Source organism: Arenibacter sp. F20364, from assembly GCF_023015905.1.
Classification (GTDB): Bacteria; Bacteroidota; Bacteroidia; order Flavobacteriales; family Flavobacteriaceae; genus Arenibacter.
Genome location: NZ_JALKBD010000030.1, coordinates 1 through 23,929 on the forward strand (window position 1 = coordinate 1; position 23,929 = coordinate 23,929).

Consider the following 23,929-nt stretch of genomic DNA (forward strand, 5'->3'; position numbering starts at 1 on the left):
AATTGAAATCCGTTTAATCGAAAAACCTCTGTAACTAACTATATTTCAAATATTTCAAAGAACTATTTTAGATTTTAATGGGACAGTAATGAAATTAAATATTATGTCAACGACACTTTACAGCAGATTAGGTGAATTAAAAGGGATTACAAAACTTGTGGATGACGTGGTTGATCTTCATATGCATAACCCAACGGTAAGTCCACGATTTATACCATATATGGATCAACCGGACCGGCTTATGCTTATTAAGCAACATACGGTCCATTTCTTTTGCGCCGGTGCGGGTGGCCCCCAAGAGTATAAGGGAAGGGATATGGTTTCAACGCATAAGGGAATGAATATTTCGGAGCAAGAGTATTTGGCTGTTGTGGACGATATTATGGAAGCCTTGGATAAAAACCATTTCGGGGATCAAGAAAAAAAAGATGTTCTGGCAATCCTTTACTCACTTAAAGGGGTGGTAATTAGGTTATAGCTACAATTATGGGCTATATGCTACTTAAATGCTTCCGTTTTTATTAATGGCTCCAATTTACCGGGCCTTTCTTTATAATACCCTACAAAGCTATAGTTCCAGTGAAGGCCCAATCCAAACCCAAATGGACTAGATGGAATTAAAAAAAAAACCAAAACCTATGAAATTTTACTAATAACTATTCCTACAAATTGATAGACCTTTGTTTAGTTTAACACCCCAATATCTGACAAAATGAACCTATCCAATAATTTTAAAGGGATAATTGGCTGCTTTATTACGTTATTCTTCTATTCCTTGTCCGCCCAAGAATCCAAGGTTTCCACCAACAGTAAGGCCCATGGTTACGAAAACAATAAAAGAGCTGATAAGTATGAACAGCTTTTAAAATTGGGATATAAGGAAAACGAGATATTCGAGGATCTAGGTAATGCCAATTTTTTGGTCGAAAATTACGAGGAGGCCATTTTTTGGTATAAAAAGTTAATCGATACAAATACCAGTTCCACGGCAAAGGCCAGTTATTATGAACGATATCTCTTCGCTCTAAAAAAAATTAGATCCACGGTTACGGAAAGTACTGTCGAAGATAAAGACTGGCTGGCCCAAATTAAAGGGGACTATCAAATCAACGAAGGCACTGCGGAAAATAATACTTCTACCAAAAAGGTAAGTAAATACAGGGATTTCAATTTTCAACAGCCCCATGAACCAGTAGTTTCCAAAGAATTGACAATGGAAGATCTAGGTTTGAAAAATGAATTGGGATCCGACATTGAGGGCCGGGAAAAATTTAAATTTGCTTACAACGCCCCAATAGCGATCACTGAAGATGGGGGTACTGCTTATTTTAGTAAGGCGGTCTATACAAAACCTTTATACGGTGTGTTTTCTAAAAAGGAATTGGTGCACAGAATATTTAAGGCTAATAAGGTAAACGGGGAATGGAAGAATATTAAAGAAGTTGAGTTGGCTCCCAAACATTACTCCACTATTCACCCTACCGTTTCAGCTGATGGTAAAAGATTGTTCTTTGCTTCCAATATGCCCGGCACCTTTGGGAAATATGATATCTACGTAGCAGACATTCAAAACGACGGATCATTTGGTACAGCCAAAAATTTGGGTCAAAAAGTGAATACGGACGACAATGATCTGTATCCGAAAATTATAGGAGGTTCTTCCCTGGTTTTTGCTTCGGAAGGTAGAAAAGGGCTGGGCGGACTTGATGTTTACATGGTGCAGGTTGATCATAAAAAAGTGGGGACCTCTGTTAATCTGGGAACCGACATCAATAGCGTTGAAGATGATTTTTCAATTTTGCTAACGGGTAAAAACGGCATGGGATATGTTATGTCCAATAGAGGTGAAAGTAAAACCAATCCACAAAGGGTAGCATTTACCTATTCCAAAGAGAAAAGGGATAGGTTATTGGAGAAAAGGCAATTCAATATTTTGGAAAGTATTGATGACAACACTCAAATTAATTACTCCAATACTGTTTTCGAGGAGTAACCGCAAGGACTATTATGTGCCAATGGATTAATTGTATTACAACGAAACTATGATAAATTAACAGTAAGAATTTACTTACATGTTTGTAATTTGGTCCTCTATATTTTTTTGGACCAATTCAAGCATATTTTTCTAAAGCCCCGACCAGGTTCGCGGTCAATTTAAGATGAATTATCCAAGTTAAGCGAGAGACACGCCCTATATGATTATAAGAAACACATTATGATCGGAATAACTTAAATTTTCCCCCTTGGATGAATCGCAGAGTTGCCATATTTAAGAAGGTATTACTCCTAATATTATTTTGCATTGCACTCTGCAATAATGCCATATTTGGCCAAGAAGCTAATTCCGATTTTAATTCCTCTACCTCCTATCACAATCAATTGGTTTTCAATAGGTTTTTAATTCACCCAGCATATTCGCTTGTCCGGGAAAATAAAACCTATGTAAATATTCTGCACCAAAATCAATATGCCACCTTTAACGATAATAATCAAAATTATTTTTTGGGATATGGCAATAAATTAAACGATAATACCGCCATGGGAATTGGTGTCTATACCAATCGGGCCGGGGTTATGCAGGAATTTGGTCTAAACGCCAATTATGCCACTTCGGTACAGTTGGGTCGGAATAGTAATTTAAGTTTCGGGACCAATGTCACCTATCTTAACTCTGGAATCGACAAAAGCAGGATAATCGCTTCTGAAAACGACCCGGAAATATTGGATGCTAGAAAAGAGACCAAATTGGCCTTTCAACCAGGGGTAGTACTCTCTTTAGGTCAGATTGATGTTGGCCTGTATGCCCAAGACCTCATAAGTTATAACCAAACAACAAACAGTGTTATCACGGATTTTAGCGATAAAACCCTTAAGGCCTCTCTGCAATATACCCATGAACTGGACGCCAGGAGGGGATTATTTACCAATGCTAGAATAATGCCGCTAATACAGGTCCACAGGACGGAGGAGGCCGATTTTTCTTTTGCAGGATCGGTATTATTGGATTTACCGGATTACGGTTGGGTACAATCTACTTTGGATGATAGGTACGGATTGTCCGTGGGGCTGGGATTCAATCTAGGCAAAAAGATGACCTTGGGATATGTATTTGAAAAGAATTTCTTAAAATACGGCGCCAGTCTTGGATGGAACCACGAATTGTCCTTGGCATATACATTTAAAAATGACTTTCCCAACACTAGTAAACCAATAGTAAATTCAACCTACAGAAAACCTACATCATCCAAAAAAAGAAAATCGGACCCCATTGTAAAGAAATATGAACAGGAGATCCATAAATTGAAAGCTGAAATAAAGAGAAGGGATCAAGGTTTAAAATCAAGTAATCAAGAAGATTCAGAAGTAATTGATGATTATGTTGTTAACGAGGGTTCTGGAAATCAAATGTTAAGATTGGGTTCCAGTTATGATAGCAATGACAATAGCAATAACAATTGTGAATGTCAAAGTGCGTTGGCCTACCAAAATCATTTGCTCTTAAAAGAGCTGGTTAAAAATCAATACGCCAAAAAAGAATATGCTAAAAATGAGGATTCCAAAGATCATATTATAAACCTAACGGTTAATACCGCCAATGCCGATAAAAATGATGGGTGTCAAAATACCCTTGCCTCCGAAAACCGTTCGATATTGGACGGACTCATACTTAGACAGGACTCCTTGGAAACAGCAAATAAGAGGGAGATAGATAAGAGGTTCGATATGTTGGTGCGAATACTGAAGGACGAAATAAAACAAAACATGAAAACTGACCTACAGAAATTGAATAGTGAACAATATGAGACAGCTCTTGCCGATGTAGAAGAAAAAACCATATACCGAATTAATAATGCCGAGAAGAAGGATTACGCCAAATTACCGATAAGAATGGAGGAACAATCGGGTATAACCGGTGTAAAAACTGGCTATTATTTAATAGCCAATGTTTATAAGAATAAAGAAAATGTGGATTCCTTTATAAATGATCTTGAGCATAAGGGTATACACGCCAAACAGTTTTTCAATAAGGAAAATGGTCTTTACTATGTGTATTTGGCAGATTATAATAAGAAAAATGAGGCGGAAATGGCCTATACCACAGATTTGGACGGCAAATATCAAAAAGAAAAATGGATAATGAAGGTCTATAACAACTCAGGTACTGCCGATAACTTATACGAAGACGAGGATCAATTAATGGATCGTTTTGAGTAGTTTTAATTCCTTTTGGAATCCAATTATGGTTATAATATGAAGACGACAGACCACACATTTGGGGAATATAAAAATGGGTCCTTTTCCAAAGCACCTTATTAGTACCTCATATAAATGCAGCAAGACGGTTACCGCTACTCCCATACCCCGGAATATAAATTTTGAATTCGTTTGGCCTCCATTTTGTTTAAAGGTGTCTATCGAATTGCCTTTTAGGCTATTACATTTACAATTGAAATATATCAGTGAAATCGTTTTTTTTTAGTAATAATTCATAATTACCCTTACAATTTTATTTTGTAGGAAAATACATCGATTTTTTATGGATGTTCTGAATTTAATTTCTATATTTAAACTTTATTAACATAATTTTAAGTTTTAAAACCAAGCATAGGAAGATTAAGCATATCCTTTAAGATTTACCTACGATTTTAGATTGGAGTTAAGCAGTGTGTTCCTTATGATAACTTATAAAAATAAAACAGAAACCGAATAAATATTAATTACACCCCAAATCCCCAAATCATGAAAACCTACCGCAACCTATTTAGAAAACTAAGGAATTATTACGGCGTTCTAGCCAAGGATATATTTATTTCCCACACCTCAATAAGACAATTCTTTGCTTTAATCGAAGACAACGACCGGAACCTCAAGGGATATAAACCGAGCTTTAGCTAGGGGCATTGCCCATACTTGTACGATGTGCCCAAAAGCCATTATTGAATTAGAGCGATAATGCCAACCACAGGATTATTATTAATGGAAAAGCTAAAGAAAATCCCCCAAACCCCAAGAGTTATGAAATCTAATGTTCTAAAAATTATTGTAATAGACAATGACCTGTCCTTCCACGAGGCCTACAAATATTATTTTGAAACCTATAAAGAATACTCGCTTGTAGGAATATATGTCTCTGTAAAGGAGGCTCTGTTGGACTTCGACAATGTTCAGCCCGATATTATTGCTTCTGAAATTTCTATGCCCGATGGCTGTGGTATTGAAGGTATTGGACACTTTCGTAAAAAAGATCCCGAGGTTAAAATTATTATGATCAGTGGTCAAAGTGATTTTGAGATCGTAAAAAAGGCCTTTAAAAATATGGCCAATGGTTATCTTAGTAAACCCGTTGACATAGACAGTTTGCACCATGCCCTGAATGCAATCAAGTATGAAGGTGCTACCATAAGCAATGATATAGCCAAGAAAATAATTTCCATGTTTCAAAGGAAATCCTATGCTTATTTTTCTGAAAGGGAAAATGAGATTATAGATTATTTATGTCAGGGCGCTACCTATAAGACCATCGCTGATAATTTATTTGTTACTCCGAGTACCATTAATTTTCACATACAGAATATTTATCTAAAGTTAAATGTAAACTCAAAGTCTGAGGCCTTGTCCAAATTGAGGGAAATGGAATATTCTGCCCATTTAGTTTAAATAAAAAGAGATTGTGTATGGTAAAATAACTACTCTAAATTTCATGGCTTAACATGAATTTCAAAAGCAGAAGACCTGTTAAAATGCCATAATATAACAACCCCGTCTTATTGCCGGGGTTTCTGCTTTAATACGTGTACAATGGTACAGAATTTACTTCTGCTTTAGCTGTAAAATCAAGTAGATCAATATGTAGTTTGCGGTAAATAAAAAAGGTGCCTTGAAGCACCTTTATATTCTTAAATAAAATTATTTGTTACGAATTCATTGCTGAAATAATAAATTCCTTGAATTCTTTGGAAATAGGAATAAGTGTATTGTTAATTAAAATATCCTTGGAGTTAATGGCATCTATATGATCTACATTAACAATATAGGATTTATGTGCCCTATAAAATTTTTGCTGCGGTAATTTCTCCAAGTAGTCTTTCAGCGGAGATCGAACCAAAAACTTTTTATCTACAGTATTTACCTCTAGGTAAACGTTATCGGCCTTAATAAACTGTATATCCCCAAATTGGATTCGATAATACAAATGTTGTTTCTTAACGAAAATAGAATCCTTCAATACTTTGTTGGACATTAGTCTGTCATCTTCCTCTTCCTGATTTTCAACAGCCCCATTGTTCTTAACGGAAGTAAAGTTGGATAGCGCAATTTCAATGGAGGTATATAAATCCTGTTGTTCAAATGGTTTAACCAAATAGCCATTGGGCTTTACTGTCTTGGCATTTTCAACGGTTGCCCTATCGGAGTTGGATGTTACAAAAATAAAGGGGATGTTGTAGTTTTCCCTAATGTGTTTTCCCAGGTCAATACCAGTTTTGTCCGAGGCCAAGATTATGTCGATCAGCACAAGGTCTACTTCCTTGTTTTTTAATACTTCAACAGCTTGCTCGTAAACGATAACATTGTCCACGATTTCGTATCCAATCTCTTCCAACATAGATTGCATATCATCTGCAATTATCACGTTGTCCTCTACAATAAGAATTCTAATTGGTTGTTCCACGGGGTATTTATTTGATTGGTTATTAACTCAAAATTACGAAAAAATATTAAAACTAAAATAAAACAGAATGGCCAATAAAAAAGTACTCAATGCCAACTTCTTCAATTCAGGATCCAGCAGAACTGTATTTTTCAATTTCCACATTCTATTTAGATGTATAAATATGGGTACAAACGCCACTAAATGTAAGGTATTTAGCCAATTATCGTAATGTATAACGGTAAAGGCCAACATACTTAAAAAACTAAATGTGATGAGTAGAACATGGTATATTTTTCCGTTAATAACACCCATTTTCACTATCAAGGTGTTTTTGTTGGAAGCTTTGTCGGACTCATAGTCCCTTAAATTGTTAAGATTTAGCACCCCCGTACTCAGTAGACCGATGGCTACTGCCGGAAAAACGGTGATGGCATAAAGCGTTTTGGTGTAAAGAAACATGGAACCCATGACCCCTAGCAGGCCGAAAAATAGAAATACGAATAAATCCCCAAGACCCTTATATCCATAGGCAGACGATCCAACGGTGTATTTAATGGCAGCCCAAATACTTAGGACTCCTAGAGCGCCGAAAATGATGGTAAAAAGAAGATATTTGGTTCCGAATGATAGATATAGAAGGGCAACTACTAAAAAGGCACATACAATAATCGAAAACACAATACCTTTTTTAAGTTCATTCCGGGATAATTGTCCGCTTTGCAACGCGCGTTTTGGCCCTACCCTATTTTCATTATCGGTGCCTTTAACACCATCGCCATAATCATTGGCAAAATTTGAAGTAATCTGAAAACCGACTGTAGTTAATAGTGCAAATACAAATATATCCCAACGAAATTGGCTGTACATGCTTCCAAGACCTGTACCTACCACTATTCCGGACAACGAAAGAGGAAGTGTCCTCAAGCGGGCCGCACTAACCCATGCTTTTATTTTATGCAATTTAATATGGGTCTTCTATTTCTAAACGCTTTCCTTCTTTGTAAGAAGCGACGAATGCATCCTCAAATCCCATTTTCACCAATTGGAACCTAAAAGATCGAGCTTCTTCCAAGGTTTCAAAATTCCCAAGGGAGTACGAATAAAAGGGATTGGTTTTTACAAATATGGTATTGTTAAGAGACTCCGAAGCTAGAGTTATGTTGTTGTCTACAAAGGATTTAACCTGAACTGAATAAATTTTTTCTTTATCCAAGAACTTTTTGGCCAAGTAAAATTCCTTTACCAAACTAAGTTCCTCGTTCTGTTCCTTAAGATTATCGATTCTTGCTTTTATGACCTCCAAGCTATCTATAGATACCAAGAGGTTATTACTCATGCTATTCCTATTTTCATAGTTGGACGACCTAATAAATCCCGCATTGTAGGAAAAAATGGCTAGGGTGCCAATTAAAAAAAGCACTGTAATACTACCGAAAAGATTTCGCTGTATCTTACTGCGCTTTAATTCCTTGTTCTTGTATTTTATCTGATCCAATAGACGCTCATTAATTATTTGGGCCTTGTCTATATCTTTATGCAATTCCAATAAATCACTTTCTTCTATGAATGGCATAGTATAAATTGTTTAGGGGATGAGTTCTAAAATTAGTAAAAAATAATTGGCTATTTAGGTTTTTATTCTTGGTTGTTGTAAAAGTAATAGTTTTTGTTGCAAAACGACAAATATTTGAAACCAAAATCCTTAAATATTTGAATACCATTTGTTTAAAGACTATTATTTAAACCCAGTGGGTTATAGTAAGCGAATACTATCGGGCTTAATTTCTATTTTACGTTCTTTGTACAAGGTTCCAATGCCCTTTTTAAAGGTCTTCTTACTCATCTGTAAGATTCTCTTAATGTCTTCAGGGTCCGATTTGTCGTGTAAGTTTAGAATTCCACCGTTGGAAACAAGCTTTTCATAAATTAAATTTGCCGCCGGCTCTAAACTTTGGTACCCTATTGGTTGCAAGCTAACATCTATCTTGTTATCAGGTCTAATATTCTTAATATATCCGTGTAGTTTATCCCCTACGGCCACTTTTCTATAAATTTCATTGGAGTAGACCAACCCTTTGTGCTTATGATTGATGATAACCTCCCACCCTAAATCGGTTAGTCTGGTAACCGTTAGATCTACCTTGTCCAATGCTTTTACTGTTAACTCGTCATTGGACAAGAACTTGTCCAATTTATTGGAGGCCACCAATCTATCGGTTTTTTCATCCAAATAGCAATAGACAACATACCATTGACCTTCCTGCATTTTACTGCGTTGTTCCCTAAAAGGCACCAATAAATGCTTTTCCAAACCCCAGTCCATAAAGGCACCATATTCATTTACTTCGGCCACCTGTAGCAATTGAAACTGATCAACCATAATAAAGGGCACCAATGTAGTCGCTACAATGCGTTCTTCGTGGTCCAAATAACAAAAAACATCTATATGGTCCCCAATCTCAAATTCCTCAGGGACATATTTATTGGGCAGTAGAACATCGTTGCCTTCATCATCCCCCAAAAAGAGACCCACTGTAGTATCCCTAAGTATTTCTAAATTGCTATATTTTCCAAGTGCTATCATAGGGCAAAAATACGTTTAAAAAGAATCTCCATAAAAAAAAGCCGCTCTTTTTAAAGGCGGCTTGGATATAAAATGATTTGCAGACATTACTTATTGTAGACGGACTCTTTCTTAAAGTGTTTCGCCAGCATATAATAAACTACGGCCCTGTGCTTGCTCTTCACGGAACTACCGTATTTATCTGTCACGCTATTTATAGCTTCCATTAATTGCGGGCTATCCTTTAGTCCAAGTTTTTTAATTAGGAAGTTATTTTTAACCGTTTGCAACTCCTTGTCATCTGAACCTGATACTTTAGATGCATCCATATTATAGATCGATGGCCCCAACCCAATGGTAACCTTGGTCAATAAATCCATATTTGGTGTTTCGCCAAATTTGTCCTTGATGTCTGCTGCATATTTTTCGATTAATTCATCTCTTTTGCTCATAGTAGTAAATATTCTTAATGATTAGATTTATATCCTTCTAAGATATGAAATCAAAATAACTAAGCAAAATATTGTTATTTAATAATCTAGGGGTTTTAATTTCCATAATCTTAGGTTTTTTGGACTCTTTATAGAAATTACGAAATGCCTTATTTAAGTCGATTTTATTTGAAACGGATTCAAATTCAAATTGATACATTTCGGGCAAGGATTGGATATTAAGCTTATGAGTTGTCTCAAAAAACGTATTAAAATTGTCTGTTTCTTCTTTGCCTGGTAAGATTCTAAAAATGCCTCCTCCATCATTGTTGATGACTATTATCCTTAAATTGGGTTTAATGTAATTATTCCATAGGCCATTGCTGTCATAGATAAAACTTAAATCGCCCGTTATCAACAAAGTGGGATTTGGGTCGTAGATAGAAGCTCCGATTGCCGTTGAAGTACTGCCGTCTATGCCACTGGTACCTCTATTGCAAAAAACACGGATAGAGGGATCCAAATCGAATAATTGGGCATATCTCACGGTAGAACTATTGGACAACTGCAGTTGGTAATCCCTAGGAATGCCTTTCAATGCCAAATGGAATACCAGCATATCCGAAAATGGTATTTCCTGCAAGTACTTTTCTCTTCTTAACTTGTAATGATCCTTCTTTTTTGCCCAATAGTCATAATAGTTGCTCTCGGGGACCGTACTGTTTTCCAATAAATTTTCAAAAAAATCATTGGGGGTCGTTTTAAAATGTTGAGTTAGACAAAAAAAGGTATTGTTCGCTTTTTTTGTATCCACATGCCAATGTATGGAAGGAGTGTAATCTCTTAAAAAAGCCTTTATTTTCTTCGAAACAATAAGTCCCCCAAACGTTAGCACAATTTCAGGTTGTAGCATTTTAAACAATTCATCCTTGCTGTCTGATTTCTCAATGGGAGCAATGATACTGTCTATATTGGGAAAGAAGTTGGGATGAAATAAATTGGAAGTACATTCCGTCATGACTACAACCGTTGGGTCTTTGGCCAGAATTTCCAAATACCTCTGTTCTATCGTGTTTGGCGGATTTACCCCTACCAACACCATTTTTCGGGAGGCACTTTGCCAACTATTAATATAGTCCTGCCATTCTAGCTTGATATTTTCCACAGGACCTTTCAAAAAACAGACCTGAGGTATTAATGAAGACTCCTCGACAGTTTCATACAAGGGCTCTTCGAACGGAATATTTATATGTACTGGAGAAGCATTGGTGATGGCTGTATTAAAAGCCTTGTCCAGTGTCTCATCATTATACTGTTGAACCAGCGCTTGAAATTGGTCAACGTTATTATCCGTTAGTTGATCAGCTGCGTATTTCCGAACTTTATGGGCGGCATGACAAACATCCTGCTTAAGGTTTGCCGAATAACCAATGTGATTTTCAAATACATTTTCCTGTCTTATGGTTTGTCCGTCACCTATATCCACCTTATAAGGTGGCCTATCGGCCGATATGACAATAATGGGAATATCGCTATAGAAAGCTTCCGCTATAGCAGGGTAATAATTTAACAATGCGCTGCCCGAAGTACACAAAATTACTGTGGGTTGTTTTAGTTGTTGGGCCATGCCCAGGGCAAAAAATGCAGCACAGCGCTCATCCACAATACTAAAACAATTAAAAAAAGGGTCTTCCGTAAAACTTATGGTCAAGGGTGCATTCCTTGAACCTGGGGAAATAATTATATTTTTTATGTCCCTTGCCTTGCAATGATAGACAACAGACTGTGCGGAGGGAATAGTGGAATATTTCATTATTACAAAAATACAACTCAGGTATTTCTAAAACCAATGCAATGCTGATTTTTGGTCTACTTTAAAACTATATTTAACATGGTACTACTTTTATCCTTGGTCTCCTGCCATTCCTTTTCAGGGACCGACCTACTGGTTATGCCGCCACCTACGTATATCTTCACCGTATTTCCCAATAGCTGCATACATCTTAAATTTACGTACAATGAGGTTTTGTTCTTAATGGTCCTATATGCCTTGTTTTCCTGATTTCTTCTTGACGAGGGCCTGCTCATATCTTCCTTAAAATTCAACTCCCCTAGAAATCCTGTGTAGAATTGTCTTTGATAATTCTCATTCTTCAAAATAAACTCTTTAGCTGTATTTTTTGGTAGCCCGCAAACAGCTGGGGTTGGATGTAGGGCAGCTATAATTTCTTGCAGTCCCGAATTGTTCATGTGCCCGGAAATGGATGTTTTTATGTGCCAAAGATTGCCCGCCCTTGTAGACATGGTTTCCGATATCTCTATGGAGGAAACCTGATTTTTTAGAGAACTATGGATAAATTGGGTAACCATCTCCTGTTCCTCAAGTTCCTTTTTTTTCCAAATAGGTGCTTCCCCTGCCCTGTACAACTGAGTCCCAGCCAAGGACATGGTTCTAAATTTGTTGTTTTCGGTTTCTAGAAATATTTCTGGAGTTGCTCCCAACCATAGACCTATTTTTGGGTGGAACCAAATATAACAAAAAGCTGTTGGATATTGGTTCAACAGATCTTGGAACATAACGAATGGAGTTTTGGAGGTCTCTACCTCTATATTTCTGGAAAGTACTACCTTTTGTATAGATCCCGAATCAATTTTGCTAATTGCCCTGTCAATTAATTTGAGGTAAAAATCCTTATCGGCATCCTCATCCAATTTGTGGATGAGTGTACTTTCAGAATTCCTAGGTTCCAATTCAAAGGCTTCAACAATAACCTTGTCTTTTTTAATCAATACCGCAGGACTTTCTCCATCGAAAGGTGTAAAGACAAAGCCACTCTCGGTATAATCGCTTATGTAATGTAATTCCTTGTCCTTCTGAAAAATCACTTTTACTTCTACCTCATCGGGTTTTCTGTAAGCTACAAAAGGCAGCCCGTTTTGGAACTGCTCTATCATCTGATCCAAAAAACCTTTGGACATTCTATTTTCTTGATAAGGCAATGGTAGTAAGTTTGCAAATTGAAATTAGGTTCCCGTCTTTATCCGTAACTTTAATATCCCAAATCTGTGTGGTACGGCCTTTATGAACTACTTCCGCCCTAGCGTAAACATCCCCTTCCCGAATACTCTTGACATGATTGGCAGAGATTTCCAATCCACGGATAAAATACTCCTTGGCATCCAGAAAAATATGGGAAGCCATACTTCCTACACTTTCAGCCAATGCCAAAGTAGCACCACCATGCAAAACCCCATCAGGTTGATGAACCCTTGGGCTAACAGGCATTTTTGCCACCAAATAATTCTCCCCCACATCAATATATTCTATATTCAAGGTTTCCATTAAGGTATCCTTGTTGGACTCATTGCAAATTTTTAATATTTTCTCTTGGAATTCGTTCATGTATTAATTTTTTGTAAAATTAAGCATTAGAATTTCAACTATTGCCTTACTTTATCCGATATCTAAAATTTATGGGATCACAAGAAAAACAAATTTCATACAATACGACCAATACCTATAGTACATTAAATACTCTAAACGAAAAGACAAGGAATGTTTGGATAGTATTTCATGGCATTGGGTTTTTGAGCAGATATTTTATTAAATATTTCAGTGAACTACCTAAGGAAGAAAATTATATTATAGCTCCGCAAGCACCATCAAAATATTATTTAACCAAGGATTACAAGCATGTTGGCGCCAGTTGGCTCACCAAGGAAAACAGAGTTTTGGAAACAACGAATGTTCTAAGCTATATGGATAATCTGATTGCAGAGGAAAAAATTCCCTCCCATTGCCAACTTATTGTATTGGGGTTTTCCCAAGGGGTGTCCATAGCTACACGTTGGACGGCCAAAAGTAAAATAAACTTGGATCAGTTGATATTATATGCTGGGGGAATTCCAGATGAACTTACTCCCGATGATTTTAAATTTTTACTGTCCGGCGATACCAAGATTAGATTGGTCTTGGGCAATAAGGACGAATTTATTACTGAGGTCCGTATGAAAATAGAAAAGGAAAAGTTGGACTCCCTGTTTGGCGGAAAGGCCCAATTGATTGAATTTGATGGCGGACATGAAATAAAAAAGGATATTCTAATCAACCTTGTTGAATGAAAAACCCAAGCCCGTTTCTGGAAAACGATTTTGTAAAACTGGAGCCACTGTCGTTAGCCAATTACCATTATTTGCTTCCTGTAGCCAGTCAGGAAAAATTGGTGCAATATTCCCCTTCGGATATAGAAACAGCCGAAGCTCTAAAGAGGTACGTGAAGAAGGCCTTGGAGGACGAAAGAAAATTATTGGCTTTGCCCTTCGTAATTTATGACAAAAGGAGTAACCAATATGCGGGAAGTACCCGATATATGAATATAGACTGGAGAAATAAAGTGCTGGAAATAGGTTCCACTTGGATGGGTAGGGAATTTCAGGGCACAGGCCTTAATGGTCAGGTAAAACATTTAATGCTCAACTACGCGTTTGATGAAATGCATTTTGAAAAAGTTGAATTTAGAATTGATGAGCCCAATGTTCGTTCACGAAAAGCTGTTGAAAAATTGGGAGCGAAATTGGAAGGCATTTTGCGTAAGAACGTTTACCTACTTGATGGGTTCAAGAGGAACACCTGCTGTTATGGTATTCTAAAAGAGGAATGGCCATAACTTTTTTGAAAACATTAAAAACAGGTCATATTATTATTCTTAAGAACTTGCTTGGCATAAAAAATTATGACTTGACTTCCTCCGTAGCTTCCTTTTCGTAATATTTTATTTTTCTTGTTTTATAGGTGTTGTCCGGAGTAATGATCTGTTTTATCCAATTGCCAGATTCATGGCTGTCATATTGGTAGATATATTCCTGTACGGTTACAGACTTGCCTTTTACGGTTTTTAAGGAGGTCAGCATCCCCTGGGGATTGTAGGAGTAAATGATACTCTTGGTGGGAACAAATGTTTTTTGAGCTTCGTTGTAAACAAACTTCTTTTCCGATACTAATTTATTATCGCTGTCATAGGTTTGTTCCAGGGCCTTTTGTGGTTGCCCTTCCAAAAATTCCTTGGTCAGCACCAATTTTTGAACTGCATTGTCTTTGGCCTTAATTTTTGAGGTTCTAATGGATTTGAATATGATATCGTTCAAATAATAGGTTTCTGTAAGCTCCCCTTTGTATACCTCATACTTCACTGCAGTTTCATCAATACCGCTGTCATTGGTGCGCTTTATTGTGGAGAGTTTTCCATCCTCCCCATAATTGTATTCGTACTGATCTAAAAATTCTTTGTTGTATGAAATTATTTTCTCGGTAATCTTTTTGGCTTCCGTGGTATCCAATTCATAAAAATTGGCAATTGAGGTGTTCCTTACAAAAACACCATCCCTATAGTTTTCTACCCGTTTTTCCAATAGTTCGGATCCCCCCAACTTATACAGGGTTATATCATAATCAGTATCGTTATAGCGCGTAACAGCCTTTGTAAGCAATCCCTCTTTGTTAAAGTCATATTCTTCTTTTCCGTAATCCGTGGAAACCAAACAAGATTTCACAGGTCCGTTCAGATCAAAATCTTCAACAGTAAACACTTTTATTTCTTGGGCAGAGAGATTATTAAGGAAGGCAACGCCAAGAATATAGTGAATGTAAAAAGGAATATGGCGTAAGTAGTTTTTCATCATATGCCAAAATTAGTCTTTAAAAAGTCATAATAAAAACAAAATAGAACATAACGAAACCGTAGCATGGAGGCAAGTATTTTTTTTGACCTTCCCAATACTTGGATTTCTATAATTAAATGTAGACACGAAGGTAATAAATTTGGAAATTTATGTTGAAGTTGTTTTTGTCTAGATTACTAATAATAAACATTTTATGATGTTTTGGATATAATTTCTTAAGGGTTTTTCCGTGAACTCAATACAATCCTATACCAAGACGGTTATCCCTGACCGTTTTTCTTATTTTGGAAATTTATCATGTTTTCTTTAACCCTGAATTTCACGATTCTAGTGATTAATGGCCAAGGCAAAGGCTGGTTCAAAGGAAATTGTACAGATCCTTTTCCTTGTTTATACGGTTTCAAATCCCGTTCAAATTCTTTATGGCCAGTAGGCGTGGCATAGAATCCGATATGATCCTTGTAAGCAGCGAAGTAGTCCAAAACACCATAGCATTTATAAGCAGGCATCTTATAACTAATCAATTCTTCTGCCTCGGGAGCGGCTTTTTTGATGGTACTTCGCAGTTGTTCCAAAACCTCCTGCGTCGCCAAAGGACAATTGGCGATATAGTCAGTAACCTCCTTTGTGCGCCTATTTAATTTAGTATCAGGCATAACCTCTATGTAGACTGGTTTTCGTTGAAACTGATCATCCATCGAATACCAAACTTATCTATGAAACTTCCAAAATAATCACCCCAAAACATATCGGCCATTTCCATTTCTATATCACCCTCCTTGGAAAGTCCCTTGTATAGGCGATCAGCCTCCTTTTTACTCTCTGTTGTCAACATGATATAGGTTTGGCTGCCTGGTTGAAGTTTATGTCCGGCCGAAGGCACAATATCCGAGGCCATTAAAATGGTATCCTGTGCAATTTGCAGGGCAATGTGCATGGTAAGGTTTTGTTCTTCCTTGGAGAGTTTATCGGCCTCTGGGACTTCTGACATTTTCATATTGGCCAAGAATTCGCCTCCAAAAACAGATTTATAGAAATTAAAGGCTTCCTCCGCATGGCCGTCAAAATTTAAATAAGGATGTATTTGCATAATAATGAGGTTAGGATTTAACTTGTTGTTAATTCTGCATAATATTTGCCTACTAATGTAGGCACCACTACAGGCATTTTTTCCATATAGGCCCTATTAGGGGAAAAGCTTTTATAAAGATAATCCAAAAAACAGATCCAATAGATTTAATTATTTCATTATCAGGGGGTGATACGGATATTTTCTTTATTCTTAGAAGAAAATTCATAGGTGATAGAAGAAATACTTTTTTTGAAAATAGCCAGTTAAGGCCTTTACCACCCTATTTTTAAGAATATGATATATTGACCTATGGATCATCATATGAATATAGGCAGTTATATTGTGGGGTGATATTACCTATTACAACCTGAAAAAGTCATTTTTTAGATTGACATTTTTATGGATTTAATTGCGCTGGCCCCTATTCTATTTAGGCTGGCAGATTTATAATAATTTAGATTTAATTTTAGTATAACATACTGTATATTTGCTCCTTATAAAATGCCAAACACTAACCCTGGGCATTAAAGTTGTTGATGTTCCTGTTGCCAATGGTAGCGTGGAAATATGGACTGTTCCCGACTATGGGGTATGGGCCAACTTTAATACTTTATGGTAGTTTGTTTAAATTCCGACCATGAAAAACACTAAATTAAAATGCATTTTAATAGACGACTCCACGGTACAACGTCGTGCAGTTGCCAAAATCATAAAGGAACATTCAAAGCTTGATCTAATAAATGAATTTGATAATGGCATGGATGCCAAGAACGATATTGGCAGCAGTACTGTAGATTTGATTTTTCTAGATATAGAAATGCCCGGGTTTAACGGATTTGATTTTCTGGAGTCTATGGAGCACAAACCGCAGGTGATCCTTGTCTCCGGTAACCCCAACTATGCTATGAAAGCGTTCGACTACGACGTAACGGACTATTTGCAGAAACCTTTGGACAAAAAGCGGTTCGATGTTTCCATTAGGAAGGCCATTAATAACTTTGAACTCCAAAATGCGGAAGAGGTTGAATTAGAGTATATTTACGTAAATAGTAACCTTAAGAAAACCAAATTATTCCTGAACGAGATTTTATGGATCGAGGCTTATGGAGATTATGTGAAAGTGATCTCTATTGAGAAAAAAACTTTGATCCTCTCTACCATGAAGGCATTTGCCAAACAATTGCCCAGGGATAAATTTCTTAGAATCCACAAATCATATACTGTTAATCTTGAAAAAATTGAAAATTTTAATGGTTCTACAGTAGAAATAAACGAACAGATTATTCCTTTGAGCAGGCATAAAAAGGAGGCATTGATCAAGGCCTTGGTCGTTATTGAATAGGAAACGGTTTAAATCCAAATAATCCTGTAATTGGCGCCAAATTCAAAATTCTCTGTTTATAAGTTTAAATGTTATGGCTTATTACTTGGGTGTGTTGGGCAAAATAATTCCGAGTGTTATTTTTATCAAGACTTAAACTCAATAAGGTAAAAAATTATTATTGAGCTATATTATTTTTTACCTTTACTTTTGATGGGTAAATTGTTTTCCATAACGCTATCGCTATTATTGTTGTTCCAAAGTTTTAACTTGGATATGGTAGACCTTGCCCAATTGGATGATTTTTTAACCCATGCCCAATTCCATAAGCAGAAATACGGAGATAACTTGTTCGTATTTATTTCCAAACATTACGGGGAACTTAAAACCCAGCATGATTTGGAACATAGGGAAGAACATCAGGATCACGAGGAATTACCTTTTAACCATCACACCTGTTCCCATTTTGCATCTGCCTTCGTTTTGGGAGGAGCAGATTTTACAATACCTAAAACGCTGCAGGTGGCGGATATTGCTTCCAACTTTTTTTATCAAGAATCTTACTGCCAACTAGAAAAATCCGATATTTTTCAACCCCCCAAGACCACATAATTCTTTTCTGATTAAAATCATTTTTTAACAAGCCGTTTTCCAATAGCTTGTAACTTTTTTATCTGTGAATTATGTTATCCAATATTATACAATTCAGCATAAAGAATAAATTAATTGTTCTTTTGTTCACTCTATTTATTATAGGTTTTGGACTGTATTCCTTAACTCAAATACCAATTGGCGCCGTTCCTGACGTTACCAATAACCAGGTGCAGGTGATCACCACCTCACAAAATTTGTCGACCCAGGATATGGAGCAATTCATAACCTATCCCGTAGAATTGGAAATGGCCAATTTGCCGGGGGTAGTCGAAATTCGTTCCGTGTCCAAGTTTGGACTTTCTGTAGTAACCATTGTATTTGAAGACAATATGGGCACTTATTTGCCCCGACAGTTAATTTCTGAAAAATTAATATCTGCTTCCCAGAAGATCCCTGCAGGTTTCGGTACTCCTCAAATGGGTCCGATAACCACTGGCCTAGGCGAAATTTATCAATATATTCTAGATACTGAGCCCGGATATAAGGACAAATATTCTGCTATGGACTTACGTACCATTCAGGATTGGGTTGTTAAGAGGCAACTTTCCGGTATTCCTGGTGTTGTTGAAGTGAACACATGGGGCGGTTACCTAAAGCAATATGAGGTAGCTATAAATACCCAAAAGCTAAACGCTATGAATGTTACCACAGCTGATATTTTTACGGCTTTGGAAAAAAACAATAGTGTTTCCGGAGGTGGTTATATCGAAAAAGTGAATCAGGCTTACTTTATTCGGGGGGAAGGTCTTGTTACTTCGATAGAGGATATTGAAAACATCGTGGTCAAAACAACCAACAACCTTCCTCTTTATATTAAGGATGTGGCCGAGGTTGGTTTTGGTAGTGCAACACGCTTCGGGGCCATTACGGGGAATGGCGAAGGAGAGAAGGTTTTAGGTCAGGTAATGATGCTCAAGGATGCCAATTCCAAAAAAGTTATTGAAGCCGTTCATGAGCGCATAGATGCCATTTCCAAAACCTTGCCCGAAGGTGTTTTTATCAATGGGTTTCTGGAACGTTCCGAGCTTATCGACAAAACAACCTTTACCGTTGCGGAGAACTTGATTCTAGGCTGTTTGATCGTTATTTTTGTAGTGGTGATGTTGCTGGGAAATCTTCGTTCGGGCTTGGTAGTGGCTTCGGTAATTCCACTTTGTTTATTATTTGCGCTTTCCCTTATGTATATTTTTGGGGTAGATGCCAATCTTATGAGCCTAGGGGCCATAGATTTCGGAATAATTATCGATGGCGCGGTTATTATAGTGGAGTTCATTGCCTTTCAAATAACCGCTAAAAAGGGAGAATTGCAACTGCTGGGGGCTAAGGCCCAACAGGTCCTGAAAAATGAAATCACCTTTAACGGGGCTTCCAAAATGATGAACTCGGCCATCTTTGGACAGCTTATCATTCTGATTGTATTTATCCCTATTTTGTCTTTAAGTGGTGTAGAGGGAAAAATGTTCAAACCCATGGCGCTTACCTTTAGTTTTGCCTTAATAGGTGCCATGATCCTTTGTTTTACCTATGTTCCGGTGGCTGCCTCCATATTTATAAGACCATCTACCAAGTCCCAAAAAAACATTTCGGTACGTCTTATGGATTTTCTAAATAGATCTTATGATCCCATTATTCGTTGGGCACTTAAAAAGAAAAGGGTGGTGTTGGCTATTTCTGTCGTGCTATTGGGAGGATCCATATACCTATTTACGACAATGGGCGGTGAGTTTGTACCTACCTTGGACGAGGGGGACTTTGTAATACAACCCGTTTTAAAAACGGGGACCTCTTTGAGTGAAACTGTTGAAATTACCACCAAAATAGAACGGATTCTAATGGATAATTTCCCGGAGGTAAAACAGGTTGTAACCAGAATAGGTGCAGCAGAAGTGCCTACAGACCCTATGTCTATGGAAGAAAGCGATGTTATTATTATCCTAAAATCCAAAAAGGAATGGGTTTCTGCAGAAACTAAGGATGAATTAGCGGATAAATTCAAGGAGGCCCTGGGAGTGATTCCCGGTATGGAAGTAGAATTCACCCAGCCTATTGAAATGCGCTTTAATGAGCTTATTACGGGTGTCCGCGCGGATATTGCCATTAAAATTTTCGGAGAGGACCTGGAAATTCTCAATAGGAAAGGAAATGAAATAAGAAATCTTATCCAAGATGTGGAGGGTGCTGCAGATATTACGGTCGAGAAAATTGCTGGTCTTCCGCAAATGAACGTAAAATTTGATAGGGCTAAGATTGCCAGGTATGGTCTTAACATTTCCGATTTAAACAATCTTATTTCCATGGGGTTTGCAGGGACCAACCTTGGGAGTGTTTTTGAGGGAGAAAAGCGATTTGACCTAACACTGAGAATGGATCAGAAAAGTAGACAGGACATTTCAAATCTTAAGAATCTGTATGTGGACACTCCTTCTTCAGGTAAAATTCCTTTAGGGGAGTTGGCCCAGATTTCCTATACGACCGGAGCGGCCAAAATTTCAAGGGACGACACAAAACGTCGTATCGTAGTGGGTATCAATGTAAGGAACAGGGACCTTCAATCGGTAGTTGATGACGTTCAAAAGCTGATTGAAACAAATGTAAAACTACCTACTGGCTATACCATTACTTATGGAGGGCAGTTCGAAAATTTACAAAGTGCCAAAGACCGATTGAAAATTGCGGTGCCAGTGGCGTTGGTCCTTATTCTGATATTGCTCTATTTTGCATTTAGGTCTATAAGGGAGGCACTGATTATTTATTCGGCCATTCCTTTGGCGGCCGTTGGTGGAATACTTCTTTTGTTTGTAAGGGGCATGCCATTTAGTATCTCTGCCGGCGTTGGTTTCATAGCCCTTTTCGGGATTGCCGTACTTAATGGAATTGTATTGATAGAACATTTTAAAGAATTAAAACATGCAGGTATGGAAGATTCTGATGAACTTATTATACAGGGATCAAAAGATCGGCTAAGAGCAGTTTTGTTAACCGCATCCGCTGCCGCACTGGGGTTCCTTCCAATGGCTATTTCCACTAACGTAGGCGCGGAGGTACAGAGACCACTTGCCACAGTGGTTATTGGAGGGCTTATTACCGCCACCATATTAACATTGGTGGTATTGCCCATACTCTACTCTATTTTTCATTTGAAAGATAAAAAGGAGACGGTCAAATCCAAAATCAATGCGAAGGCATTAAGCTTGGTAATACTGTTTTTTATTGGTGTAAGTGGTGTTCAGGCACAGGAAGTGGGGCTCAATTTTGACGAAATACACAGCTTGGCTTTGAGTAACAATTCTGGCCTAAGGGCATCGAAACTTAAGGCGGATGAATCCAAAGCGCTTATAGGTAGTGCCTTCAGTTTTGATAAGACAGACCTGTACTATCATTACGATCAAAATAATATCGCTGTCAATAACAAGCCCTTGGAGGTGTTTGGTATTCAGCAGAACTTCCTTTTTCCAACCGTTTATTTTGCGGAAAAAGGTGTAAAAAAGACCAATTATCTTATTGAAAGAAGTGCTTATGAGAGGAAAAAGCGAATCTTGGAACAAGAATTGGCTTCCAATTATCACGGATTGCAATATGCAAGGCAGAAGGAAAAGACCTATAGCGAACTAAATGATCTGTATGAACGCTTTTCCTACTCCGCCCAACGAAGGTTTGAACTTGGCGAAAGTAATTATTTGGAAAAAATAACGGCACAGGCCAAACAAAAGGAGCTTCAGACGCTTTACACAAAAGCGGTCGAAGATGTTAATTTGGCGTATCAAGAACTCATTAAAACGGTGCAGCCAGATTCTACCCTCTTGGTTAGGACGATGCCAATGGAAAAACTTCAGATTAAAGATGTAAGTATTGAGAACAATGAGGGGCTGTTGTTTTATAAAAACAGAAATAAAATGTTCGAAGCCAAAAGTATACTTGAGCAGCAACATTTATTGCCGGACCTGAACATTAATTATTTCCAGGGGACCAATGCCACTTTGGGAGAGAACCTTTATGGTTTTCAAGTGGGGGTTAAGATTCCGTTGTTTTTTAGTGGTAATGCCTCCAAAATTAAGGCAGCCAAAATTGCCAAGGAGGTATCTCGGGCAGAAGCCAATGATTATACAATTCAGCTGAGGGCAAAATACGAGTCCCTTAGGGGGCAACTTAAAAAATATGAAGAGGTCTTAGCTTATTACGAGACCGAAGGTCAGGGGCTTGCCGATGAAATTATAAAAACCGCCACTCTAAGCTATCAGAGCGGGGAAATCGACTTTTTTCAATATATCCAAAGTATGGAGAATGGGTATAATATTACACTTACTTATCTAGAGAACCTCAATGCCTATAATCAAACGGTCATTGCTATCAATTACTTAAACTTATAAAATAAATACTATGTCACGATTACTATATATACTTCTTGTAACTGTCCTTTTCCTCAATGTGTCTGCATGTGGGGATTCCAACGAAAAAAGTAATGTTACTGCCAATACTGTGGCAAGTGAACAGGCGGCAAATACCATTAGCATTTCCAAAGCACAATTTGAGGGAGAGAACATGGAACTGGGACGTATTAGTCAACAAAACTTCCCAGTAGAGGTAGTGGTTGCGGGGACCATAGACGTTCCACCACAAAACAAAGCAATAGTAAGTGCCTTTATTGGGGGATATATAAAAAGAACGCCCCTATTGATCGGAAATAAGGTAAAAAAAGGACAGCCCCTACTTACATTGGAAAATCCCGAATTCGTACAATTGCAACAGGACTATCAGGAAAGCTTTGAACAGCTTAATTTTCTTAAATCCGAATTTGAACGCCAAAAAAGTCTAGTTGCTGAAAACATAACTTCACAAAAGAATTTTTTAAAGGCCGAGAGCGAATACAAACGCAATCTTGCCAGGTACAATGGGTTAGGCCAGAAATTAAAAATGTTAAACATCTCTCCCGAAAATGTTGAAAAGGGAATTTTGACTTCGGAGACAACCATTTTTGCCCCAATAGATGGCAGCATAACCAAAGTAAATGTGAGTAAGGGAATGTATGTTTCCCCTGCCGATGAAATTATGGAAATTGTAAACACAGATCATATCCACCTGGAGTTGTCCGTCTTTGAAAAGGATATTATGAATATAAAAAAGGATCAAAAAATTCGTTTTAAAATTTCGGAGGCTTCACAAGAATATTATGAGGCCGAGGTATATTTGGTGGGGACTTCCATTGATGCGGATAGTAGAACGGTAAAGGTCCACGGCCATTTACATGATGATGAAAACCACAATTTTGCAGTAGGTATGTTTGTGGAGGCTGCTATCGTTACTTCTAACAAGAGCATAAACGCCCTGCCCATTGAAAGTGTCATTGTACAGGATAACAACCATTACGTTATAACCTTGGTTACAGAAGGAAATGAAGGAAGTGTTTTTGAAACAAAGGCGGTTAAAATAGGCGATAGTTATAATGGGTATACGGCCATTACCGATATGGGCGACCTAAAGGAAAGTGATCAGGTCATTGTTAAAGGAGGGTTTAATTTGCTGGCAGACTCTAAGGGGGGGTGATCACTAATCCATGGAC

At 37.5% G+C, this 23,929-nt stretch carries 22 protein-coding genes; 11 read left to right on the plus strand and 11 right to left on the minus strand.

All coding sequences use genetic code 11. The features are described from left to right. Window positions 1-103: 103 nt before the first annotated feature. From MWU84_RS19120 to MWU84_RS19140, 5 genes are all read left to right on the plus strand, one after another. Window positions 104-478, plus strand: coding sequence for a group 1 truncated hemoglobin (locus MWU84_RS19120; protein WP_246904638.1), 375 nt, complete (start codon window positions 104-106; stop codon window positions 476-478). A 234-nt stretch (window positions 479-712) separates the two neighbouring features. Next, complete coding sequence (locus MWU84_RS19125; RefSeq protein ID WP_246904640.1) at window positions 713-1,993, plus strand: cell envelope biogenesis protein OmpA; 1,281 nt, start codon at window positions 713-715, stop codon at window positions 1,991-1,993. Between the two features lie 254 nt (window positions 1,994-2,247). Beyond that, window positions 2,248-4,215, plus strand: coding sequence for a PorP/SprF family type IX secretion system membrane protein (locus tag MWU84_RS19130; RefSeq protein ID WP_246904641.1), 1,968 nt, complete (start codon window positions 2,248-2,250; stop codon window positions 4,213-4,215). 525 nt (window positions 4,216-4,740) lie between these two features. Further along, complete coding sequence (locus MWU84_RS19135; RefSeq protein ID WP_246904642.1) at window positions 4,741-4,896, plus strand: hypothetical protein; 156 nt, start codon at window positions 4,741-4,743, stop codon at window positions 4,894-4,896. Window positions 4,897-5,016: 120 nt separating this feature from the next. After that, the gene (locus MWU84_RS19140) at window positions 5,017-5,658 is read left to right on the plus strand and encodes a response regulator transcription factor (protein ID WP_246904644.1); all 642 of its coding nucleotides are present in this window, start codon (window positions 5,017-5,019) and stop codon (window positions 5,656-5,658) included. A 256-nt stretch (window positions 5,659-5,914) separates the two neighbouring features. Here MWU84_RS19140 and MWU84_RS19145 read toward each other — a convergent pair whose 3' ends face one another. From MWU84_RS19145 to MWU84_RS19180, 8 genes are all read right to left on the minus strand, one after another. Then, window positions 5,915-6,670 carry a response regulator gene (locus MWU84_RS19145; protein WP_246904646.1) on the minus strand — a complete coding sequence of 252 codons (756 nt, stop codon included), beginning with the start codon at window positions 6,668-6,670 and terminating at the stop codon, window positions 5,915-5,917. A gap of 33 nt (window positions 6,671-6,703) precedes the next feature. Then, complete coding sequence (gene menA, locus MWU84_RS19150) at window positions 6,704-7,612, minus strand: 1,4-dihydroxy-2-naphthoate octaprenyltransferase (protein ID WP_246904647.1); 909 nt, start codon at window positions 7,610-7,612, stop codon at window positions 6,704-6,706. A 1-nt stretch (window position 7,613) separates the two neighbouring features. Then, window positions 7,614-8,225: an SPOR domain-containing protein gene (locus tag MWU84_RS19155; RefSeq protein ID WP_246904648.1), complete on the minus strand. Its 612-nt coding sequence runs from the start codon at window positions 8,223-8,225 to the stop codon at window positions 7,614-7,616. Window positions 8,226-8,405: 180 nt separating this feature from the next. Then, window positions 8,406-9,236, minus strand: a complete 831-nt coding sequence (locus MWU84_RS19160) for a S1-like domain-containing RNA-binding protein (protein ID WP_246904649.1) — start codon at window positions 9,234-9,236, stop codon at window positions 8,406-8,408. 86 nt (window positions 9,237-9,322) lie between these two features. After that, on the minus strand, window positions 9,323-9,667 hold the full coding sequence (locus MWU84_RS19165) for a DUF2853 family protein (protein ID WP_246904652.1): 345 nt from the start codon (window positions 9,665-9,667) through the stop codon (window positions 9,323-9,325). 37 nt (window positions 9,668-9,704) lie between these two features. Beyond that, a complete protein-coding gene (locus MWU84_RS19170) occupies window positions 9,705-11,459 on the minus strand; it encodes a 2-succinyl-5-enolpyruvyl-6-hydroxy-3-cyclohexene-1-carboxylate synthase (RefSeq protein WP_246904653.1) in 1,755 nt (584 codons plus the stop codon). 56 nt (window positions 11,460-11,515) lie between these two features. Then, a complete protein-coding gene (locus tag MWU84_RS19175) occupies window positions 11,516-12,625 on the minus strand; it encodes a chorismate-binding protein (RefSeq protein ID WP_246904655.1) in 1,110 nt (369 codons plus the stop codon). Between the two features lies 1 nt (window position 12,626). Further along, a complete protein-coding gene (locus tag MWU84_RS19180; RefSeq protein WP_246904658.1) occupies window positions 12,627-13,049 on the minus strand; it encodes a PaaI family thioesterase in 423 nt (140 codons plus the stop codon). A gap of 71 nt (window positions 13,050-13,120) precedes the next feature. Between MWU84_RS19180 and MWU84_RS19185 the strand changes: the two genes are divergently transcribed. Both MWU84_RS19185 and MWU84_RS19190 read left to right on the plus strand, forming a co-directional pair. Further along, window positions 13,121-13,768: an esterase gene (locus MWU84_RS19185; RefSeq protein WP_246904660.1), complete on the plus strand. Its 648-nt coding sequence runs from the start codon at window positions 13,121-13,123 to the stop codon at window positions 13,766-13,768. Beyond that, entirely contained in the window at window positions 13,765-14,313 is a 549-nt protein-coding gene (locus MWU84_RS19190) for a GNAT family protein (RefSeq protein ID WP_246904662.1), read from the plus strand. Before MWU84_RS19185 ends, MWU84_RS19190 begins: the two co-directional genes overlap by 4 nt. 64 nt (window positions 14,314-14,377) lie before the next feature. Here the strand turns inward: MWU84_RS19190 and MWU84_RS19195 are convergent, their stop codons facing one another. From MWU84_RS19195 to MWU84_RS19205, 3 genes are all read right to left on the minus strand, one after another. Beyond that, the gene (locus MWU84_RS19195; RefSeq protein ID WP_246904664.1) at window positions 14,378-15,325 is read right to left on the minus strand and encodes a hypothetical protein; all 948 of its coding nucleotides are present in this window, start codon (window positions 15,323-15,325) and stop codon (window positions 14,378-14,380) included. 260 nt (window positions 15,326-15,585) lie between these two features. Then, window positions 15,586-15,981, minus strand: coding sequence for a DUF1801 domain-containing protein (locus MWU84_RS19200; protein ID WP_246904667.1), 396 nt, complete (start codon window positions 15,979-15,981; stop codon window positions 15,586-15,588). Window positions 15,982-15,986: 5 nt separating this feature from the next. Next, window positions 15,987-16,415: a VOC family protein gene (locus MWU84_RS19205; RefSeq protein ID WP_246904669.1), complete on the minus strand. Its 429-nt coding sequence runs from the start codon at window positions 16,413-16,415 to the stop codon at window positions 15,987-15,989. Between the two features lie 619 nt (window positions 16,416-17,034). Between MWU84_RS19205 and MWU84_RS19210 the strand changes: the two genes are divergently transcribed. From MWU84_RS19210 to MWU84_RS19225, 4 genes are all read left to right on the plus strand, one after another. Next, on the plus strand, window positions 17,035-17,739 hold the full coding sequence (locus MWU84_RS19210) for a LytTR family DNA-binding domain-containing protein (RefSeq protein ID WP_246904672.1): 705 nt from the start codon (window positions 17,035-17,037) through the stop codon (window positions 17,737-17,739). 192 nt (window positions 17,740-17,931) lie between these two features. Then, window positions 17,932-18,330: a hypothetical protein gene (locus MWU84_RS19215; RefSeq protein WP_246904675.1), complete on the plus strand. Its 399-nt coding sequence runs from the start codon at window positions 17,932-17,934 to the stop codon at window positions 18,328-18,330. Window positions 18,331-18,401: 71 nt separating this feature from the next. After that, entirely contained in the window at window positions 18,402-22,739 is a 4,338-nt protein-coding gene (locus tag MWU84_RS19220; protein ID WP_246904678.1) for a CusA/CzcA family heavy metal efflux RND transporter, read from the plus strand. A gap of 10 nt (window positions 22,740-22,749) precedes the next feature. Next, complete coding sequence (locus MWU84_RS19225; RefSeq protein ID WP_246904681.1) at window positions 22,750-23,913, plus strand: efflux RND transporter periplasmic adaptor subunit; 1,164 nt, start codon at window positions 22,750-22,752, stop codon at window positions 23,911-23,913. Window positions 23,914-23,929: the final 16 nt, after the last annotated feature.

Bases quoted from the DNA above. Each gene is read 5' to 3' on its own strand.
- MWU84_RS19120 (WP_246904638.1), top strand. From the start codon at position 104: ATGTCAACGACACTTTACAGCAGATTAGGTGAATTAAAAGGGATTACA.
- MWU84_RS19125 (WP_246904640.1), top strand. From the start codon at position 713: ATGAACCTATCCAATAATTTTAAAGGGATAATTGGCTGCTTTATTACG.
- MWU84_RS19130 (WP_246904641.1), top strand. From the start codon at position 2,248: ATGAATCGCAGAGTTGCCATATTTAAGAAGGTATTACTCCTAATATTA.
- MWU84_RS19135 (WP_246904642.1), top strand. From the start codon at position 4,741: ATGAAAACCTACCGCAACCTATTTAGAAAACTAAGGAATTATTACGGC.
- MWU84_RS19140 (WP_246904644.1), top strand. From the start codon at position 5,017: ATGAAATCTAATGTTCTAAAAATTATTGTAATAGACAATGACCTGTCC.
- MWU84_RS19155 (WP_246904648.1), bottom strand. From the start codon at position 8,225: ATGCCATTCATAGAAGAAAGTGATTTATTGGAATTGCATAAAGATATA.
- MWU84_RS19160 (WP_246904649.1), bottom strand. From the start codon at position 9,236: ATGATAGCACTTGGAAAATATAGCAATTTAGAAATACTTAGGGATACT.
- MWU84_RS19165 (WP_246904652.1), bottom strand. From the start codon at position 9,667: ATGAGCAAAAGAGATGAATTAATCGAAAAATATGCAGCAGACATCAAG.
- MWU84_RS19170 (WP_246904653.1), bottom strand. From the start codon at position 11,459: ATGAAATATTCCACTATTCCCTCCGCACAGTCTGTTGTCTATCATTGC.
- MWU84_RS19175 (WP_246904655.1), bottom strand. From the start codon at position 12,625: ATGTCCAAAGGTTTTTTGGATCAGATGATAGAGCAGTTCCAAAACGGG.
- MWU84_RS19180 (WP_246904658.1), bottom strand. From the start codon at position 13,049: ATGAACGAATTCCAAGAGAAAATATTAAAAATTTGCAATGAGTCCAAC.
- MWU84_RS19185 (WP_246904660.1), top strand. From the start codon at position 13,121: ATGGGATCACAAGAAAAACAAATTTCATACAATACGACCAATACCTAT.
- MWU84_RS19190 (WP_246904662.1), top strand. From the start codon at position 13,765: ATGAAAAACCCAAGCCCGTTTCTGGAAAACGATTTTGTAAAACTGGAG.
- MWU84_RS19195 (WP_246904664.1), bottom strand. From the start codon at position 15,325: ATGATGAAAAACTACTTACGCCATATTCCTTTTTACATTCACTATATT.
- MWU84_RS19200 (WP_246904667.1), bottom strand. From the start codon at position 15,981: ATGCCTGATACTAAATTAAATAGGCGCACAAAGGAGGTTACTGACTAT.
- MWU84_RS19205 (WP_246904669.1), bottom strand. From the start codon at position 16,415: ATGCAAATACATCCTTATTTAAATTTTGACGGCCATGCGGAGGAAGCC.
- MWU84_RS19210 (WP_246904672.1), top strand. From the start codon at position 17,035: ATGAAAAACACTAAATTAAAATGCATTTTAATAGACGACTCCACGGTA.
- MWU84_RS19215 (WP_246904675.1), top strand. From the start codon at position 17,932: ATGGGTAAATTGTTTTCCATAACGCTATCGCTATTATTGTTGTTCCAA.
- MWU84_RS19220 (WP_246904678.1), top strand. From the start codon at position 18,402: ATGTTATCCAATATTATACAATTCAGCATAAAGAATAAATTAATTGTT.
- MWU84_RS19225 (WP_246904681.1), top strand. From the start codon at position 22,750: ATGTCACGATTACTATATATACTTCTTGTAACTGTCCTTTTCCTCAAT.